The following is a 17,567-nucleotide window of genomic DNA, read 5'->3' as shown; positions in this document are numbered from 1 at the left end:
GGTAAGTCCTATTCTTCTGAAAGGTCGTTGCCTTTTTCGATCATTTCAGCAAGCTCATCAAGTGCTTGGACAGAGATTTCCGACAAACGTTGTAAGTGCTGGTCAAAGTTCTCTTGTTCAACAAGCGGAGTATCATTGTTATTAGTTTCTTTTGTTAGCATCGCCCAACCTCTTGAGTTGAGTAAGGGGGAGAAAATATAAAATCAAAAATCAGCAGAAAAAAGAAACGATCGATGTGTATTTTGTTAGCTGGATCATCGATTGCAGTGATAAAAACGATGAATTACTTAGGAAGAGAGCGATAGTGCTCAAATATGAAAAGAAAGCTAGCAACCACGAGAATGGCTGCTAGCGATTAGATTAGAACTGAGATTTTACGCCAAATTGTTCTGCTGCGTACGCAACACGCTCTTTTGGTTTTGGATATTCAGCAGGAGTGCCAAGGTTCTCAATGTGTTTCAAGCGAGGCAGCAAACCTGCGCCGTTTGCGATCTGAATCGCTAGTCCAGGACGTGCATTCAGTTCAAGCACCATTGGACCTTCTTCTTTGTCCAATACCATGTCAGTACCCATGTAGCCCAAGCCGGTCATTTCCCAAGCACTAGAGGCCAGCTCTAACAAACGCTCCCAATGAGGCACTTGCAGCGTAGACAAGTCTTTACCTGTATCTGGGTGATGAGTGACGGGTTGGTCGAACTGCACCGCACGAATCGCTTTACCGGTGGCAATGTCGATACCAACGCCAACTGCACCTTGGTGAAGGTTAGCCTTACCGTCAGATGCCGCAGTAGAACAACGCATCATCGCCATTACAGGGTAGCCCTTAAATACAATGATACGTACGTCTGGCACACCTTCGTAACTGAAACCGTCGAAACAGTCGTCAAACTTAATCAAGTTTTCAACCACGGCCACATCGTTCTTACCACCAAGAGAGAAGAGACCCGCTAATGCGTTACTGATGTGACGCTCAACTTCTTCTTTATTACAAGTTGCACCCGATGGCTTAGTGTAGACACCGTCTTTGTGCGAAGTGATAACCAAGATACCTTTACCGCCACTTCCTTGCGCTGGCTTAATCACAAAGCCTGGCCACTTTTCGACCATCTTGTGAATCTTTTTAACTTCAGCTTGGCTGGCAATCACGCCGATAAGAGCAGGCACAGTTGCGCCTGCTGCTTCAGCAATGATTTTGGTTTTTAGCTTGTCATCCACCAAAGGGTATTTAGAGCGATCATTGTAGCGACCAATGTAACTATGGTTACGCTTGTTCATGCCCATAATGCCTTTATGGCGAAGTTTTGCTGGCGAAGTAAAACGTTCAAACATCGTTTAGTCCTCCGCTAGTGGTTTAAAGCGACGTAGCTCAGTTAGACGGTAACCCGTGTATGTACCTAGTAGTAGAATACCTGCCAGTACAATGAGCTGTAGGCCGATAAAGTTAAACGTTAGGTGCTGGATGTAGGTATTAGTCATTGCTAAGTAAACCAGTACCGCTGTCAGTAGTGAACCACCACCTTGAAGCGCAACTTCTTTCGCGCCTTCCTCTTCCCATAGAATCGACATACGTTCGATAGTCCATGACAAGATGATCATTGGGAAGAAGGTAATCGTTAGACCTTCAGTCAGACCAATTTTGAATGCTACCACTGTGAACACAGAGATGATCATGATTACGGTGATGATAACCGCGGATATCCTCGCGACCAGAAGTAAGTTAAGCCTCGAGAGGTAACTTCGAATTATCAGACCTGTACCGACAATCAATAGGAAGCCCACAATACCCGTAACAAGCTGGGTTTGAACAAAGGCAACCGCAATCAGAACTGGCATGAAGGTACCAGACGTTTTAAGACCGATAATCACGCGCAAGAACACAACAATCAGAGCACCAATTGGGATCAACATGATGGTCTTGAACATGGCTTGCTCTTCAAGAGGCAGGCTATGAATCGATAGGTTTAAAAGACCGTCAGCTTCAACTTTATTGTCCGTTGCTTCTTGTGGTGTCAGCTCTTGCTTAATCATCGAGAAGTGGACTTGGCTGTTCTTACCACCCACTAGGTCAAGTAGAGAGACGTTGGATTCATCCCAAACCAGAAGGTTAGGCTGTGCAGCTGCTTGCTCTGAATTAGGAGAGAAGAGAACCCACTTATCACCAGACCACACCTGAACCATTGGTTGAATCGTTTGACGACGGCGACCATCTTCTAATTCGATAACCCCAACTGTTTTGCTTTGCACTCCTGCAGTAAGCAAGATCTTTTGCAATGCATCAGTACGGTCAAAGTCGTTCAAGATAAGCGCTGCGTTTTGGCTATCTGGATCGTTAAGCGTTTTGATCAGCTCACGGGCAAACGTCTCGTTGTCTGCCGAACGGCTCATTGCGCGCTCAATTAGAGCATTTGCTGCCGCTTGTTGTGGTGCCGATAGGGTAGGCTTGGTGATTTCGCCTGTTGGTGGTTGTTCATCCACTTTTGCTTGTGGATCAACCAAGAATTGGGCTTTGTAGTAAATGGTTTGTGCGCCAGTTGCTTGGCGGATAGACCATTCAGCACGACGACCTGAATCAGAGTTTACGTAAGAAACACCGTAACCTGGAGAGGACGCAGACTCACCAATCAAGGTGTAGCCTTTTTGCGTGTGAGGAGCGGCTAAAGAAGCTTTTACTTCACCGCCATTCGCATTGAATTCAATACGAGCTTCAACATCCCAAACCTGACGCGTTTCACCTGGAGTCCATGGAACGCCGTAATTCTGATGTCTGAAAACACTCAAAGCGATGCCTGCAACCACCAAAAGGATGATTGACAGGTAAAACGGTATTCTTGACGTCATAATCTACCTTATTATTTTTTCTCTTCTTCCGTTTGAATATATTTACGGCTCACATCGACGAGTGCGATGTCGCGCATAAATTCTCTTCCTAGTAAAACAGGATGGTTCATTTGAGAGCGATCTGCCAACGTAAATTGCGCTTTTTCATGAATTTTTCCAACGCGCACCCAAAGTTCGACTACAGCGCGACGCTCTAATTCTTCATTGGTTGCTTGGCGGATTTTTACATAGCGAATGATTGGCGCTTCAATCCAAATGTCTTTCTCTTCATCTGACTTGGTATTGTCAGCAAGGTGGAAACGCACCCAGTTTTTGCCATTTCTTTCGAATTCTTCAATATCGACTGCGTTCAGTGAAGAAGTTGCAGCGCCAGTATCTACGCGAGCGTCGAAAGTTTGCTTAATGGAATCGATTGTCACACGCTCAATGGAGCCAAGGACAATGTCATGAGTAGGAGTTGCTTGAACGGGAGCAGGAGCTTGAACGATGATAGGTTCTTTTGGCTTTCTCACTTCATCCATTGCTTCTTTGCGGAAAGTATTGAGTTCGCCGTTTAACTTATCCACTTGGCCTTCCAGACTCTCGATGTAATCCGACTGGTTACTAAGTTGAAGCTCTAAGTTGGTAACGCGAGTATTGAAATTCGTTTCTGAAGCCTGAATAGCAGCTAACGTTTCTTGGTGGTACTGTTCGCCTTTGGTTAAAGTACAACCAGATAGTAAGGCGATGGCAACAACCGGAGTCAATCGTATAAACATTGAAAACCTTGGGATTGGATTAAGTTGTTTGTTTTTTAGGAGTTTAGCGTTATCGACAAGCCCTCACAAGCAAGAATCTGCGACAGTCTCTTACAGAATGAGGAATAGTGACGAAACGCCAAAAAATTAAGGACGCAAAATGCATCCTTAATTAGATTCGAAGAGAGGTTAATGTCTTAAAGGCGGGAGTGAGTTAAGACAATGTCAGAAATCTCAGTTAATTATGGCTTAGTCGCCACAAGTATCGCGCGACGTGGCGCAGGATAGCCTTCAACCGTTTTGCTTGGGTCGTTAGGATCAAGGTAATCTGGTAGAGAGTTATGTGTCATCCAGTCTGTGGTGCGTTGCTCTCCAACCGAAGTCACGTTTTCATCTACGATACGAACATCTTTAAAGCCAACCAACTCTAGCCATACTTTCAGTGCTTTCGCTGACGGGAAAAAGTACACATTACGCATTTGTGCGTAGCGAGACGTAGGAACCAATACCGCGTTCTCATCGCCTTCGATGACGAGTGTTTCCAGAACAAGCTCACCGCCTGATACCAACTGGTCTTTTAGCTGCACCAAGTGATCCAGTGGAGAGCGACGGTGGTAAAGCACGCCCATACTAAATACAGTGTCGAACGCTTCTAACTTTGGTAGTTGTTCAATACCCAATGGAAGAAGGTGAGCACGTTGGTCATCGCCCATTAACTTACGAATCGCTTCGAACTGAATTAGGAACAGGTGAGAAGGGTCGATACCAACCGTTAGGCGTGCACCTTCACCCAGCATGCGCCACATGTGGTAGCCGTTGCCACAACCAACATCGAGCACGCTGCGGTTTTTTAGTGGCGAGATGTGCGGAAGAACGCGATCCCATTTCCAGTCACTGCGCCATTCGGTATCGATATGAATACCGTGCACTGTGTATGGACCTTTGCGCCATGGGTGGAATGTACGCAGTAGGCTTTCTAGCTTTTTCAGCTCACCTTCATGGAAAGGCGTATCGTTGCTGATGGTCACCGAGTTTTTGATGTCCACTTGGTTTGGTGCGCCTTGTGGGATCTTGTTCAGCGCTTTCAGCCAGCGACCAAAGTCACCGTGCTCAGCATTTTGCCAATCTGTTAACTGTTGAGGTAATACGTTTAGCCACGGCTGAAGACGAGTGTCTTGAGCGATTAACTGATAAAAATTAGCAAAATTAAACATAGTTTTTCACTGAGTAATAAATTAAAAAATTGACACTAAATGCGAAACGTTAAGACTTTCTCGCTTCTCGCTTCTCGCTTCTCGCTTCTCGCTTCTCGCTTCTCGCTTCTCGCTTCTCGCTTCTCGCTTCTCGCTTCTCGCTTCTCGCTTCTCGCTTCTCGCTTCTCGCTTCTCGCTTCTCGCTTCTCGCTTCTCGCTTCTCGCTTCTCGCTATTTAATCGCAAACATCGAGCCGAAGTTAAAACACTGGAACCAAACGTCGTAGCTTGAGAAACCAATTTCTGCGAAACGCTCTTTATGATCTTTCTTCGAATCAGGGCGCATCACGTTTTCAATTGCGCTGCGCTTTTGGCTGATCTCAAGTTCGCTATAGCCATTTGCACGTTTAAAGTCGTGGTGAAGGTCAATCAACAATTCGTTAGATACTTCATCTTCAAACACGAACTTTTCAGACAGAATCAAAATGCCGCCTGGGCGCAGACCCGCGTAGATTTTCTCTAGTAGAGCATAGCGGTCTTCTGGAGAAAGGAACTGCAGAGTGAAGTTCAATACCACAACGGATGCGTTTTCGATTTCGATATTACGAATGTCCGCTTCTACGACATCAACTGGCGTATCACTGCGGTACGCGTTGACGTGAAGCTTACAGCGTTCAACCATCGCAGGAGAGTTGTCCACGGCGATGATTTGGCAACCTTCTTGTTTGATATGACGACGCATAGACAGCGTAGCAGCACCCAAAGAACAACCCAGGTCGTAGATGTTTGAGTGAGGCTTAACAAAACGCTCTGCCAACATACCAATTGCAGAAATGATGTTGCTGTAACCCGGCACCGATCGTTGAATCATGTCAGGGAAAACTTCCGCTACGCGTTCATCGAACGTGAAATCCCCAATTTTATCGATTGGAGCCGAAAAAATAGTATCTGGATTGCTCTTAGGGTTCATAACCAAATCTCTGCATACAAGCCGCCTGAAACGTCAGGCATCAAAAAAGGCGCGTATTTTATGGGAAATTCGCGCCTCTGTCATTTGCTTAATTATAAGCTTACCTAAAACATTTGTATTTGCGAGTTGCCATCGTTGGCAGGAAATACAGACAAGTTCGGCAGTGAGAGCCTAAGTTGTAGCTGCTTATACAGCTTTTCAGCCAGTTCTGGTGCTAAGACGTTATCTGGCGTGTGAATCATCAAGTACGGTTGAATGCCTTGTTCAATCCACATCGGTAGCTTGCTCAACCAAGGTTCGAAAAAGCGCAGGTTATCGTCCATATCTGGATGGCCAATAAAACGAATCATCGGGTGCTTGGCGGTTGCAATTGCATGCACCGGAACGCGAGGCTTTTTCTGATGGGCATCGATTACCGCTTCAGTAGTCGGCTGCGCGGCGAATACAGGGCGGCTGTCCATAATAATACGGTCGATGCCGCTCTCTAACAGCCACTGATTCAACGCACGTTCTTCTTCACCTTTGGAGAAAAACGCCATATGACGAACTTCAACTCCAAGGGGGAAATTCGGCGGAAAGCTGGCACAGAACTTCTTCAATCTATCGAGGTGTTCTGGACCAAATGCAGCAGGGAGCTGAATCGTCCATTGCCCAACGCGTTCATGAAGTGGTTCCATGATCGTCATAAAGTCACGTAACTGCTCATCGCAACCTCTGAGCATCTGCTCGTGAGTAATGGCTTTTGGCAACTTAAAGGTGAATTTGAAATCGTCGTGAGTCGCAGCTTTCCAGTTTTGCACCGTGTTGAGCGTCGGTGTGGCGTAAAAGGTGGTGTTGCCTTCTACGGTGTGGAACACCTGCGCGTACTTTTCGAGTCGCTCTGCAGGTTTGGTGCCACTGCCATAAAAGCTTTGTTGCCACTGGTTGTGCGACCACATGGTCAATCCAAGTCGAAGGGGTAAATTATCCATATCTTTGCTTTACGTTTTTTCCTGAGCCCACTTTACGAGAGTTTTGCTGAAATGGGTAATTTCACGCTATAATCCCCACCAATTTTTTCGCTTTGGTGCGCTTTTGAACATTTGTTGTACTAAAAACCACCAATGAATGATAAAACACACTTAATTGTATGTTGAGTAGTCGATTTTCATAGGCTTTCAGCGTATAAATGGATCTTTACTCTGCTCGGCAATGAGGCTGACAGAGCGTAGTTAACAATATTTGAGAGATTGGGAATTTCATTATGCGTACCCATTACTGTGGTCACCTGAACAAGTCCCTTGCAGGACAAACTGTAGAACTTTGCGGCTGGGTTAACCGTCGTCGTGATTTAGGCGGTCTTATTTTTATCGATATGCGAGATCGCGAAGGTATCGTTCAGGTAGTTGTTGATCCAGATATGGCAGATGCGTATGAAGTGGCTAACACACTTCGTAATGAATTCTGTATCAAGCTAACTGGTGAAGTTCGCGTTCGTCCAGAAAGCCAAGTAAACAAAGACATGGCAACTGGTGAAGTTGAGATCCTTGCAAAAGGTCTTGAAATCATCAACCGTTCTGACGTTCTGCCTCTAGACTTCAACCAAAAGAACTCTGAAGAGCAACGTCTGAAGTACCGTTACCTAGATCTACGTCGTCCAGAAATGAGCGACCGCATCAAGCTACGTGCTAAAGCGTCTAGCTTTGTTCGTCGTTTCCTAGATGACAACGGCTTCCTAGACATCGAAACACCAGTACTAACAAAAGCGACACCAGAAGGCGCTCGTGACTACCTAGTACCTAGCCGTGTTCACAAAGGCAGCTTCTACGCGCTTCCTCAGTCTCCACAGCTATTCAAACAGCTTCTAATGATGTCTGGTTTTGACCGTTACTACCAAATCGTTAAGTGTTTCCGTGATGAAGACTTGCGTGCTGACCGTCAACCAGAATTCACTCAGATCGATATCGAAACGTCATTCATGACGGCTGACCAAGTTCGTGCAACGACTGAGAAAATGGTTCGTGAAATGTGGCAAGAGCTACTGAACGTTGACCTAGGTGAATTCCCAGTAATGCCGTTCAGCGAAGCGATTCGTCGTTTCGGTTCTGATAAGCCAGACCTACGTAACCCACTAGAACTAGTAGACGTTGCTGACCTAGTGAAAGACGTTGAGTTCAAAGTATTCTCTGGTCCAGCAAACGACGAGAAAGGTCGCGTTGCAGTTATCCGTGTACCAGGTGGTGCTGAGCTTACTCGTAAGCAAATCGACGGTTACGCAGAATTCGTAGGTATCTACGGTGCGAAAGGTCTAGCATGGATGAAGGTTAACGACCGTGCAGCAGGCATGGAAGGAATCCAATCTCCAGTAGCTAAATTCCTAAGCGAAGACGTGATCAACGGTATCCTAGATCGCACTCAAGCGGAATCTGGCGACATCATCCTATTTGGCGCAGACAAAGCTAACATCGTTGCTGAAGCACTAGGTGCACTTCGTCTTAAACTTGGTAAAGACCTAGAGCTAACGAAAGAAGGCACTTGGGCTCCACTATGGGTTGTTGACTTCCCAATGTTCGAAGAAGACGACGAAGGCAACCTACACGCAATGCACCACCCATTCACATCACCTCTAGGTGTGACTGCGGAAGAGCTAAAAGCGAACCCAGCAGTAGCGAACTCAAACGCATACGACATGGTTCTAAACGGCTACGAAGTTGGCGGTGGTTCTGTGCGTATCCATAACGCAGAAATGCAAGCAGCAGTATTCGATATCCTAGGTATCAATGCAGAAGAGCAACAACTGAAATTCGGCTTCCTACTGGACGCTCTAAAATTCGGTACGCCTCCACACGCTGGCCTTGCATTCGGTCTAGACCGTCTAGTGATGCTGCTATGTGGTACAGAGAACATCCGTGACGTTATCGCGTTCCCTAAAACAACTGCGGCGGCGTGTCTACTAACAGACGCTCCAAGCCTTGCAAACCCAGCGGCTCTAGAAGAGCTAGCGATTGCAGTGACAGTTGCGAAAGAAAAAGACGCAGAATAAGCGCACAACAATTAAAGAAAAAACTCCCGCAACTGCGGGAGTTTTTGTTTTAATGACATATATTCTAATACTTACAGTGAGTTATTGATTAGGACTCTTCATGTCAATTATTTTGGGCATTGACCCAGGCTCTCGTATTACCGGTTATGGCGTGATTCGCCAGCAAGGTCGTCATTTGCAATACCTAGGCAGCGGATGTATTCGCACTTCAGAAAAAGAGCTGCCAGGTCGTCTCAAGCAAATCTACGCAGGCGTGACGGAAATCATCACCCAGTTTCAACCGGATGTATTTGCCATCGAACAAGTGTTTATGGCGAAGAATGCCGATTCTGCACTAAAGCTAGGGCAGGCGCGTGGTAGCGCAATTGTGGCGGCTGTGAATGCGGATCTTCCGGTGCATGAGTACGCGGCTCGTCTTATTAAACAAGCGGTAACGGGCACAGGTGGTGCAGACAAAGTTCAGGTTCAACATATGGTTCAACACATGCTTAAATTGCCCGCTAAACCTCAAGCCGATGCTGCCGATGCGTTGGGTGTTGCTATTTGTCACGCTAACACGAATAAGACACTTGTGGCGCTCGCAGGCAAAGCAACCAGTGCAAGAAAAGGTCGTTACCGTTAGGCGTGTTTTCGTATTAAAAATGAGACATCTCAGACAGATTTAAGGATTAAATTTGTTGAGAAAATGTTACAAGCTATAGTGGTCAGAGGTCTAATAAGAAATCAATCAAGGAAGATTGAACATGAATCCAGCCACGCTGTGGCGCAGTGCATTTATGCCGCGCCAAACTCAATGGACAAGAACACAACAACGTCAAGCAGACATCCTCTCTCTATTTACCTTCATCGCTTTTCTCGTCGGGATCTACAGCCTGATCAAATGGTCCAAACATGGGCATGAAAGCTTAATTTTTACTTCAGTACTGTTAATCGCACTCGAACTGATATCCGCCTTTAGCCTGAGATGGTTCAAACAACCAGCATTGTCGCTCAATCTGGGGTTTGTAGGCATGTCAGTGCATGCACTCAACATCATTTATCAAAGTGGTGGCGTGGTCGATTCTACCCAAACTTACTGGGTGCCTTTGTTAGTTGTCGCTTTCTTTTTATCTGGCACTCGTATCATGGCGATCTCTTGGAGCGCGTTAGTGATAGTGCTCTCTGCAGTAATGACGTATCAGCATGTATCTGGTTTTGGTTTTCCCCAACTCGTGTTGTCTGAATCTGCGCAGCGTGTGGAGATATGGTCAGGCACTGTGTTACCGCTGGTGGTGATTTGTATTGCACAAGCTTTTACCGCCAAGCAGCGAGACATCGCGATTGAAAGTGCAGAGAAAGCCAAGGCAGAAAGTGAGTTGGTGGCGCAAAAGGCCACAGAAGGGGAGCTGCATTTGGCGGAGGTGCTTGAGCAAGCTAATCAAAACTCAAGTGAGTTGAAACAAGTCTCGCAAGTGCTGGATGAGCAATCATCGCAATTGGATGCTCAGGTGAATGCCCTTAATGTAAACAGTGAATCTCAAGCCAGCGCAGCCGAGCAAATGAGTCAGCAAGTGCATCACATGGCGACGGGGATTGAAGAGTCCAGCAAGTTTGTCGAAGAGCTGCGTGAGAAGAGTGAAGACGTCCATCAACAAGCTGAGAAAAGCTCTGAGTTGTTGGAGGACTCTACCCAAGCGATCAGCCAGATCATTACCAGCCATGAAGACATCATGAAAGTGGCGGACTTCATTACGTCGGTTGCGGAGCAAACCAACTTGTTGGCACTGAATGCCGCAATTGAAGCGGCGCGAGCGGGTGAGCAGGGCAGAGGCTTTGCGGTCGTTGCGGACCAAGTGCGAGAGCTCTCGGCTAAGAGCAGTCAGTCGGCGGTAGAAATTCGTAACTTGCTTGATCGCAGTGAGCAAGAAGTGAAGCATGGTCAAAGCGTTGTGACGTCGAGTACAGAGCGAATGAACACCATTATTCAGCAAGTCACCACTATATCTCATGATGTGCAGAGTCTGTCTGGCATCATGGCAACGCAAATGACGGCATTGAAAGAGTTAGATGAAGCCAGCAGTGAAGTTGCTAACGGTGTAGTGAACACCAAAACCATTGCCGAAACTGTCGCGCAATACGGCAACGAGCTGAACGGGCAAGTGGTCGCGGTGCGCAATCTGACTCAACAGCTTGATCAAGTTGTCTCAAAAATCTAACCTCACCGCATAAAGAACTGGATGTCTATCCAGTTCTTTATTATCCTGTCGCAAATTCATTTCCAAAGAGTATTTACAGTGATTGGACGTCTTCGCGGCACTCTGCTTGAAAAGCAACCACCTGAAGTTTTAATTGAAGTTAATGGCATTGGCTATGAAGTTCAAATGCCAATGAGCTGTTTCTACGAACTGCCAAATGTCGGCGAAGAAGCCATTATTTATACTCACTTTGTTGTGCGTGAAGACGCGCAATTGCTTTACGGTTTCAACACAGTCAAAGAGCGTGCGCTTTTCCGTGAAGTGATTAAAGCGAACGGCGTTGGTCCTAAGCTAGGCCTAGGTATCCTTTCTGGCATGACGGCGAGCCAATTCGTTTCTTGCGTTGAGCGTGAAGACATTTCAACGCTTGTGAAGCTACCGGGTGTTGGTAAGAAGACTGCTGAACGCCTAGTTGTAGAAATGAAAGACCGTCTGAAAGGTTGGGGTGCTGGCGATCTATTTACGCCGTTTACCGATGCTGCTCCTGCGGATTCTGGTGCGACATCCAGCAATGCGGAAGAAGAGGCAATCAGTGCGCTTCTAGCTCTAGGTTACAAGCCGACTCAAGCGTCGAAAGTGGTTTCTCAGATCGCTAAACCGGATATGACCAGTGAGCAACTGATCCGTGAAGCACTAAAATCAATGGTGTAACGGAAAGCCCAAGGGAACAATATGATTGAAGCCGATCGTTTAATCGCGCCAGAGAATCCTTCGTTTCGTGATGAAGATGTTATTGACCGTGCGATTCGTCCTAAGAAACTGGCGGATTACCAAGGTCAGGATCACGTGCGTGATCAGATGGAGATTTTCATCAAAGCCGCTCAATTGCGAAATGAAGCGCTCGACCACCTTTTGATATTTGGTCCTCCAGGCCTGGGTAAAACCACGCTTGCGAACATCGTTGCCAATGAGATGGAAGTGAACATTCGCACCACTTCAGGCCCAGTGCTGGAGAAAGCAGGGGACTTGGCGGCGCTGCTGACTAACTTAGAAGAAAACGATGTGTTGTTCATTGACGAGATTCACCGCTTAAGCCCAATGGTTGAAGAGGTGTTGTATCCAGCGATGGAAGACTACCAGTTGGACATCATGATTGGTGAAGGCCCTGCTGCTCGTTCTATCAAGATCGATCTGCCTCCTTTTACTCTGATCGGTGCAACAACGCGTGCAGGTTCTTTGACTTCGCCACTTCGTGACCGTTTCGGTATTACGCAGCGTCTTGAATACTACAAAGTGAAAGACCTACAAGACATCGTTCAGCGCAGTGCAGATTGTTTAGGCTTGTCGATGGAAGCGGAAGGCGCATTAGAAGTTGCTCGCCGTGCCCGTGGTACGCCGCGTATTGCTAACCGACTGCTACGCCGTGTTCGTGACTATGCCGAAGTAAAGGGTAATGGACACATCTGCGCAGAAGTGGCAGACAAAGCGCTGAATATGCTCGATGTCGACGCTAAAGGTTTTGACTACATGGACCGCAAACTGCTTCTTGCGATCATGGAGAAGTTTGGTGGTGGCCCGGTAGGGTTGGACAACATGGCGGCAGCGATTGGTGAAGAGAAGGACACTATAGAAGACGTCCTTGAGCCATATCTTATCCAACAAGGCTATTTACAGCGCACGCCTCGTGGTAGAATTGCCACTGATCGCGCTTATTTGCATTTCGGAATTGAAAAGTAAGATTCCATCGCTGAGCGCTTGGCGCTCAGCGTTTCCCCAATGTTGACCAACCTCTCATTTATTTAATTTGCTCTAATACTAAATAGGTAAGAAAAACTTATAGATTGTTAACTCTATGTTCCTGCCTAACTGATTATTTTCTCTCCTGATTACTCTCTCTTAACATACTCTTCCAATATCGATTGATCTGGATCAATGTGATGGATTTTTGTTCAAATTCAGCGCACAAACATTGATATACATCAAAGCGGTTTCCCGCCATAAACCTTTTGAAACAAACTGTTTTTAGCAGTAATATTAGGCCCAGCTATATTAGCTGATGCTTAACAATTAACTAACCAATGAAGCACATTTTTGCAACAAAGAGTTGTGATAATTCAACATTTTTCAAGTGTAAATAACACTTGTGTATGGATTGCAATATGTAGAGAGTGTCATTCAGCCGACACATAGGAGTTACCATGATTGACGTAGTTGATCTGTCGCGGTTGCAGTTTGCACTGACAGCGATGTATCACTTCCTATTCGTACCATTGACCCTTGGTATGGCCTTCCTTTTGGCCATTATGGAATCGATGTACGTAATGACGAACAAGCAAATCTACAAGGACATGACCAAGTTCTGGGGTAAGCTGTTCGGTATTAACTTTGCACTTGGTGTGGCTACCGGCCTTACCATGGAGTTCCAGTTTGGTACGAACTGGTCTTACTACTCCCACTATGTAGGTGACATCTTCGGTGCACCACTGGCGATCGAAGCACTGGTTGCTTTCTTCCTGGAGTCAACTTTTGTTGGTCTATTCTTCTTCGGGTGGGATCGTCTATCAAAACGTCAACACTTAGCGGTAACCTGGTTGGTTGCTCTGGGGTCTAACTTCTCTGCACTTTGGATTCTTATCGCGAACGGCTGGATGCAAAACCCAGTGGGCGCTGAATTCAACTTCGAAACCATGCGTATGGAAATGGTGAGCTTCGCAGACGTTGTACTAAACCCTGTAGCGCAAGCTAAATTTGTACACACAGTAGCATCTGGTTACACGTGTGGTGCAATGTTCGTTCTAGGCATCAGTTCTTACTACCTATTGAAAGGTCGTGATGTGGCGTTCGCTCGTCGTTCGTTTGCTATCGCAGCTTCTTTCGGTATGGCAGCAATCCTGTCTACAATCGTGCTAGGTGATGAATCTGGTTACGAGCTTGGTGAAGTTCAAAAAGTGAAGCTAGCAGCGGTAGAAGCTGAATGGCACACAGAACCAGCACCAGCGGCGTTCACACTGTTCGGTTTACCAAACCAAGAAACAATGAACACCGATTACGCAATCAAGATCCCTTACGTTATGGGTATCATCGCGACACGTTCATTTGACGAGCAAGTAACAGGTCTACACGATCTACGTGAAGAGCACGTTGACCGTATCCGTACTGGTATGTACGCGTACGAATTGCTTGAAAAACTGCGTGCAGGCGACAAGTCTGAAGCAAACATGACTGCGTTTGATGAAGTGAAAGGTGACCTAGGTTACGGCCTACTTCTAAAACGTTACACAGACAACGTTGTTGATGCGACTGAAGACCAAATCCAAGCTGCTGCGGATGACTCAATCCCAACAGTATGGCCGCTATTCTGGTCGTTCCGTATCATGGTTGCGTGTGGCTTCATCATGCTATTCGTATTTGGTGCGTCATTCATCCAAACATGTCGTCAGAAGATCGAACAGAAACCTTGGATTCTTAAAGCTGCACTATTCAGCATTCCACTTCCATGGATTGCGATCGAAGCAGGTTGGTTCGTTGCTGAATACGGTCGTCAACCGTGGGCTGTAGGTGAAATCCTACCGGTACACGTTGCTGCATCAGCACTAACAGCAGGTGAAATCTGGACTTCACTATTTGCAATCCTAGCGCTATACACTGCATTCCTAATTGCAGAAGTATACCTAATGGTGAAATTCGCTCGTAAAGGTCCAAGCAGCCTGAAAACTGGTCGCTACCACTTCGAGCAAAACGCTGACTCTGTTGAAGACAAAGTTAGTCGCCAAGTAGAAGCGTAAGACAAGGAGACAACAAGATGTTTGATTACGAAATCTTGCGATTCATCTGGTGGGTACTGATCGGTGTTCTACTAGTTGGTTTTGCAATTACAGACGGTTTCGATATGGGTGTGGGCGCGCTTGTACCTATTATCGGTAAAAACGACACGCAACGTCGTGTGATGATTAACTCGATCGCACCTCACTGGGATGGTAACCAAGTATGGCTTATCACTGCTGGTGGTGCATTGTTCGCAGCATGGCCTTTGGTTTACGCGACATCGTTCTCTGGTTTCTACCTAGCGATGATCCTAACCCTAGCGGCACTTTGGCTACGTCCAATCGGTCTTGATTACCGTTCAAAGATTGAAGATAAAAAATGGCGTAACACTTGGGATATCTGTATCTCAATCAGTGGCTTCGTTCCACCAATCATCTTTGGTGTAGCGTTTGGTAACCTTCTACAAGGTGTTCCATTCCAATTGAACGAATTCCTAATGCCAACGTACCACGGTTCATTCTTTGGTCTACTAAACCCATTTGCTCTGCTATGTGGTCTAGTAAGCTTGTTCATGATCCTGATGCAAGGTGCAACATGGCTTCAAATGAAGACAACTGGCGAAGTACATACTCGTGCTCGTAACGTAGCTCAGCTTACTGGTCTACTAACAGTGGTTGCATTTGTGCTTGCTGGTTTCTGGATCCAAAGCATCGAAGGTTACGTTATCGTAGGTGGTATCGACACTGCAGCGGCTTCTAACCCTCTAAACAAAGAGGTTATCCGTGAAGCTGGTGCGTGGATGAACAACTTCGAAGCTTACCCACTACTATGGGCTGCACCTGTACTGGGTGTTGCTATGCCGCTTCTAGCTGTATTGGCATCTCGTCTTGAGAAGTGTGGTATCGCGTTCCTAACGTCAAGCCTAGGTAATGCTGGTGTTATCTTTACTGCTGGTATTGCAATGTTCCCATTCGTAATGCCTTCAGACCTAATGCCAAGCCAAAGTCTGACAATGTGGGATGCAACTTCATCTGAGCTGACTCTGAACCTAATGACAGGCGTAGCGTTTGTTATGGTTCCAATCATCCTGGCTTACACGTCTTGGACTTACTACAAGATGTTTGGCCGCTTGGATGACCAGTTCATCGAAGAAAACAAAAACTCACTATACTAAGGAGCTATTACTATGTGGTATTTCGCATGGATTCTAGGTGTACTACTTGCTTGTGCATTCGGTATCATCAACGCTCTTTGGTTAGAGCACTCAGAAATGATGGATAAAGACAGTGAGTAATCTCGCTGACAAGGTAGCGAAACTTCACGCACCTATGGACAAGACTCTCCTAAGAGTCTTGGCCTTAATCCTTGGCTTTATGCATGTAGGATTGGTGATGTGGGATCCGAACGCATACCATCGAGAAATTGGTGGCTTTAATGCGTTTATCGCACCAGCGCTTATTTGGGCAGTGTGCTCAAGCATGGTATATGGTGTGGGCTTCAAGCCAAGAAATTGGTACTGGCAGGTGCTGTTCAGTCCTTATTTCTCGCTCGCTATCTTAATTTATCTAACTGCACTGTATTTCATGTAAGCGTTACACTCTGAAATAAAGTCGGTTACTAAATCATCGAATAAAAGCCAGACGTATTGTCTGGCTTTTATTTTTTCTACAAATTTCAAAAATATTCCCTTACCTCAGTACCAATTACTGCCGCTTCAGTTATAGTAATTGCTTTAAAGAATTGAATATATTGGTACTCCCTTGCAAGGCACATCAAATCCCTTTCGCTGGCCGATCACTGTGTATTACGAAGACACAGATGCGGGTGGCGTTGTATATCACTCAAATTATTTAAAATTCTTTGAACGCGCGCGCACTGAGATGTTGCGTGCAAAAGGCGTTTCTCAACACGTGTTACTGGAACAAAACATTGGCTTTGTTGTCCGACACATGGATATCGATTTCAACCAAGGGGCAAGGCTGGACGAGCATTTGACCGTTCTAACCCGAGTGTCAGAAATAAAACGTGCTTCTTTGCAATTCTGTCAAGAGTTAGTCAATGATGAAGGCAGAACATTGTGCAAGGCAATGGTTAAGGTAGCATGTATCGATAATAAGAAAATGAAGCCAATTGCGATTCCATCATTTATCAATTCGGAGCTAACAAATAGTGACTGCTGATATTTCCATTTTAGATCTCTTTCTTCAGGCCAGTCTGTTGGTAAAGCTTGTGATGTTGACACTGCTCGGCATGTCAATCGCATCATGGGCTATGATCATTAAGCGCAGCAAAGTCTTATCTCAAGCATCAAAAGATGCGGAGTCATTCGAAGACAAATTCTGGTCGGGTACTGATCTTTCTCAGCTTTACCAGAAAGTGAAAGGTCGTAAAGACGACATCACAGGTACAGAAGAAATCTTCTACGCAGGTTTTACCGAGTTTGCTCGTCTACGTAAGAGCAACGCAAACTCGCCAGCTTACATCATGGAAGGCACCGGCCGTGCAATGCGCGTTGCTGTTGCTCGTGAAGTTGATGAACTGGAAACCAGCTTACCATTCCTTGCAACGGTCGGTTCTATCAGCCCATACATTGGTCTGTTTGGTACGGTTTGGGGCATCATGCATGCGTTCATCGCTTTAGGTGAAGTAAAGCAAGCAACGCTTTCAATGGTAGCGCCAGGTATCGCTGAAGCCCTGATTGCAACTGCAATGGGTCTATTTGCTGCAATTCCTGCCGTAATGGCATACAACCGTCTTAGCAACAAAGTAAGTAAGCTAGAGCACACTTACGCGACTTTCTCTGAAGAATTCCACAGCATCCTGCACCGTCAAGCGATGGCGGGTCGAGACAGCGCAAGTAAGGAATAGA

Annotated in this window: 18 protein-coding genes; 11 read left to right on the top strand and 7 right to left on the bottom strand. The window is 46.2% G+C overall.

Features of this window, described 5'->3' with window-relative positions:
* Positions 1-8 precede the first annotated feature (8 nt).
* The 7 genes from ACLIIY_RS09735 to ACLIIY_RS09705 form a co-directional block, all read right to left on the bottom strand.
* Positions 9-161 (bottom strand): hypothetical protein, encoded by a 153-nt coding sequence (locus ACLIIY_RS09735; protein WP_009707089.1) that lies wholly within the window; start codon positions 159-161, stop codon positions 9-11.
* Between the two features lie 199 nt (positions 162-360).
* Positions 361-1,329, bottom strand: a complete 969-nt coding sequence (locus ACLIIY_RS09730) for an alpha-L-glutamate ligase-like protein (RefSeq protein ID WP_005441682.1) — start codon at positions 1,327-1,329, stop codon at positions 361-363.
* Between the two features lie 3 nt (positions 1,330-1,332).
* Complete coding sequence (locus tag ACLIIY_RS09725; RefSeq protein WP_005441683.1) at positions 1,333-2,838, bottom strand: inactive transglutaminase family protein; 1,506 nt, start codon at positions 2,836-2,838, stop codon at positions 1,333-1,335.
* An 11-nt stretch (positions 2,839-2,849) separates the two neighbouring features.
* Positions 2,850-3,596: an ATP-dependent zinc protease family protein gene (locus ACLIIY_RS09720; RefSeq protein ID WP_005441684.1), complete on the bottom strand. Its 747-nt coding sequence runs from the start codon at positions 3,594-3,596 to the stop codon at positions 2,850-2,852.
* A gap of 221 nt (positions 3,597-3,817) precedes the next feature.
* A complete protein-coding gene (cmoB, locus tag ACLIIY_RS09715) occupies positions 3,818-4,789 on the bottom strand; it encodes a tRNA 5-methoxyuridine(34)/uridine 5-oxyacetic acid(34) synthase CmoB (protein WP_009707086.1) in 972 nt (323 codons plus the stop codon).
* Positions 4,790-4,999: 210 nt separating this feature from the next.
* A complete protein-coding gene (gene cmoA, locus ACLIIY_RS09710; protein ID WP_005426299.1) occupies positions 5,000-5,737 on the bottom strand; it encodes a carboxy-S-adenosyl-L-methionine synthase CmoA in 738 nt (245 codons plus the stop codon).
* Positions 5,738-5,841: 104 nt separating this feature from the next.
* Positions 5,842-6,708 carry a DUF72 domain-containing protein gene (locus ACLIIY_RS09705; RefSeq protein WP_434527531.1) on the bottom strand — a complete coding sequence of 289 codons (867 nt, stop codon included), beginning with the start codon at positions 6,706-6,708 and terminating at the stop codon, positions 5,842-5,844.
* Positions 6,709-6,980: 272 nt separating this feature from the next.
* Here ACLIIY_RS09705 and aspS point away from each other — a divergent pair, with 272 nt between their 5' ends.
* The 11 genes from aspS to tolQ all read left to right on the top strand — a co-directional run bounded on the left by aspS (position 6,981) and on the right by tolQ (position 17,566).
* Positions 6,981-8,759, top strand: coding sequence for an aspartate--tRNA ligase (aspS, locus tag ACLIIY_RS09700; RefSeq protein WP_045412871.1), 1,779 nt, complete (start codon positions 6,981-6,983; stop codon positions 8,757-8,759).
* A 100-nt stretch (positions 8,760-8,859) separates the two neighbouring features.
* Positions 8,860-9,381: a crossover junction endodeoxyribonuclease RuvC gene (gene ruvC / locus ACLIIY_RS09695; protein ID WP_005426231.1), complete on the top strand. Its 522-nt coding sequence runs from the start codon at positions 8,860-8,862 to the stop codon at positions 9,379-9,381.
* Positions 9,382-9,502: 121 nt separating this feature from the next.
* A complete protein-coding gene (locus ACLIIY_RS09690; RefSeq protein ID WP_434527530.1) occupies positions 9,503-10,954 on the top strand; it encodes a methyl-accepting chemotaxis protein in 1,452 nt (483 codons plus the stop codon).
* 78 nt (positions 10,955-11,032) lie between these two features.
* Positions 11,033-11,644, top strand: coding sequence for a Holliday junction branch migration protein RuvA (gene ruvA, locus ACLIIY_RS09685; RefSeq protein WP_042605428.1), 612 nt, complete (start codon positions 11,033-11,035; stop codon positions 11,642-11,644).
* 21 nt (positions 11,645-11,665) lie between these two features.
* On the top strand, positions 11,666-12,670 hold the full coding sequence (gene ruvB / locus ACLIIY_RS09680; RefSeq protein ID WP_005441695.1) for a Holliday junction branch migration DNA helicase RuvB: 1,005 nt from the start codon (positions 11,666-11,668) through the stop codon (positions 12,668-12,670).
* Positions 12,671-13,131: 461 nt separating this feature from the next.
* Complete coding sequence (gene cydA / locus ACLIIY_RS09675) at positions 13,132-14,718, top strand: cytochrome ubiquinol oxidase subunit I (protein WP_434527529.1); 1,587 nt, start codon at positions 13,132-13,134, stop codon at positions 14,716-14,718.
* A 17-nt stretch (positions 14,719-14,735) separates the two neighbouring features.
* On the top strand, positions 14,736-15,872 hold the full coding sequence (cydB, locus tag ACLIIY_RS09670; protein ID WP_039986504.1) for a cytochrome d ubiquinol oxidase subunit II: 1,137 nt from the start codon (positions 14,736-14,738) through the stop codon (positions 15,870-15,872).
* 12 nt (positions 15,873-15,884) lie between these two features.
* Entirely contained in the window at positions 15,885-15,992 is a 108-nt protein-coding gene (gene cydX / locus ACLIIY_RS09665; protein WP_000270284.1) for a cytochrome bd-I oxidase subunit CydX, read from the top strand.
* Positions 15,985-16,287: a cyd operon protein YbgE gene (ybgE, locus tag ACLIIY_RS09660; protein ID WP_017188312.1), complete on the top strand. Its 303-nt coding sequence runs from the start codon at positions 15,985-15,987 to the stop codon at positions 16,285-16,287. The genes cydX and ybgE overlap by 8 nt, the downstream gene beginning before the upstream one ends.
* A 171-nt stretch (positions 16,288-16,458) precedes the next feature.
* Positions 16,459-16,878, top strand: a complete 420-nt coding sequence (gene ybgC, locus ACLIIY_RS09655; protein WP_005426200.1) for a tol-pal system-associated acyl-CoA thioesterase — start codon at positions 16,459-16,461, stop codon at positions 16,876-16,878.
* Positions 16,868-17,566 carry a protein TolQ gene (tolQ, locus tag ACLIIY_RS09650; protein WP_005426224.1) on the top strand — a complete coding sequence of 233 codons (699 nt, stop codon included), beginning with the start codon at positions 16,868-16,870 and terminating at the stop codon, positions 17,564-17,566. The genes ybgC and tolQ overlap by 11 nt, the downstream gene beginning before the upstream one ends.
* The last annotated feature ends 1 nt before the right edge of the window (position 17,567 follow it).

The organism is Vibrio sp. K4, from assembly GCF_051122595.1.
In the GTDB taxonomy this organism is placed as follows: Bacteria; Pseudomonadota; Gammaproteobacteria; order Enterobacterales; family Vibrionaceae; genus Vibrio; species Vibrio owensii.
The sequence above is the reverse complement of the archived record's forward strand: the minus strand, read 5'-3'. Positions and strand labels throughout refer to the sequence as shown.